The following is a 1,659-nucleotide window of genomic DNA, read 5'->3' on the forward strand; positions in this document are numbered from 1 at the left end:
TAAGACAAAATCAGTTCTTGTCCTTGTCGACCAGCTTGTTCGCGCCGATCCACGGCATCATCGCGCGCAGTTCCGCGCCGACCTTCTCGATCGGATGCGCGGCGGCCGCCTTGCGCGCAGCCTTGAGCTCGGGTTGCCCCGCGCGATTGTCGAGCACGAAGTTCTTGACGAAGCGGCCACCCTGGATGTCGGCCAGGACACGCTTCATCTCGGCCTTGGTCTCGGGTGTGATGATCCGCGGGCCAGTGGTGATGTCGCCATATTCGGCGGTGTTCGAGATCGAATAGCGCATGTTGGCGATGCCGCCCTCATAGAGCAGGTCGACGATCAGCTTGGTCTCGTGGAGACATTCGAAATACGCCATTTCGGGGGCGTAGCCAGCTTCGACCAGCGTCTCGAACCCGGCCTGGATGAGGTGCGTGATGCCACCGCACAGCACGGCCTGCTCGCCGAACAGATCGGTCTCGCACTCTTCCTTGAAGTTGGTCTCGATGATGCCCGAACGCCCGCCGCCGACTCCGCTTGCATAGGCCAGACCAATGTCGTGGGCGTTGCCGCTCTTGTCCTGATGGATCGCGATCAGGCAGGGGACGCCGCCGCCGCGGACATATTCGCTGCGCACGGTGTGCCCGGGGCCCTTCGGCGCGATCATGATGACGTCGAGATCGGCGCGCGGCTCGATCAGGCCGAAATGCACATTGAGGCCGTGCGCAAACGCGATCGTCGCACCCTGCTTCAGGTTGGCGTGGAGATCGTCGGCATAGATCGCCGCCTGATGTTCGTCGGGGGCGAGGATCATCGTGATGTCGGCCCAGGCGGCGGCTTCCTGGTTGGTCATCACCTGGAAGCCCGCGGCATAGGCCTTCTGCGCGGTGGCGGAGCCTTCGCGCAGCGCGATCGCGATGTCCTTGACGCCCGAATCGCGGAGGTTCTGGGCATGGGCGTGGCCCTGGCTGCCATAGCCGACGATCGCGATCTTCTTCGACGTGATTAGGTTCAGGTCGGCATCGGCATCGTAGTAAACGCGCATGGTATTTCCCTTTTCAAATTCGTCGCCCCGGCGGAGGCCGGGGCCGCTTCGTTGCTGGCGCTGTCCGCTGTACCGGGACGGCCCCGGCCTCCGCCGGGGCGACGCGTGATGTCAGACCGCCGCATTCCCGCGCGCGATCGCGACGATGCCGGTGCGGGCGACTTCGATCAGCCCGACCTCGCGCATCAGCGCGACGAAGGTGTCGATCTTCTCCGGACCCCCGGTCACTTCGAACACGAAGCTCGTCGTCGTCGCATCGACGACGCGCGCGCGGTAGACGTCGGCGAGGCGCAGCGCCTCGATCCGGTGGTCGCCGGTGCCGCGCACCTTGAGCAACGCCAGCTCGCGCTCGACATGCGGCCCGAGCGCGGTGAGGTCGGTCACCGAGTGAACCGGGATCAGCCGGTCGAGCTGCGCCAGGATCTGCTCCATCGTCGCGTCGCTCGCCGAGGTGACGATCGTGATCCGGCTGACCGCCTTGTCGGCGGTGACGTCGGACACGGTCAGGCTCTCGATATTGTAGCCGCGCGCGGTGAACAGGCCGGCGATCCGCGCGAGGATGCCGGGCTCGTTGTCGACCATCACCGCGAGCGTGTGGCGCGAGGCTTTTTCCTGGGTGATGTGCATTA

Annotated in this window: 2 protein-coding genes; both read right to left on the bottom strand. The window is 65.3% G+C overall.

Going from position 1 to position 1,659, the window contains the following annotated elements; genetic code table 11:
* Positions 1 to 10: 10 nt before the first annotated feature.
* Positions 11 to 1,030: a ketol-acid reductoisomerase gene (ilvC, locus tag RH90_RS13260; protein WP_010186198.1), complete on the bottom strand. Its 1,020-nt coding sequence runs from the start codon at positions 1,028 to 1,030 to the stop codon at positions 11 to 13.
* A gap of 111 nt (positions 1,031 to 1,141) precedes the next feature.
* Positions 1,142 to 1,657, bottom strand: coding sequence for an acetolactate synthase small subunit (gene ilvN / locus RH90_RS13265; protein ID WP_010186199.1), 516 nt, complete (start codon positions 1,655 to 1,657; stop codon positions 1,142 to 1,144).
* Between the last annotated feature and the right edge of the window lie 2 nt (positions 1,658 to 1,659).

It is taken from the genome of Sphingomonas sp. PAMC 26605 (assembly GCF_000241485.1).
In the GTDB taxonomy this organism is placed as follows: domain Bacteria; phylum Pseudomonadota; class Alphaproteobacteria; order Sphingomonadales; family Sphingomonadaceae; genus Sphingomonas.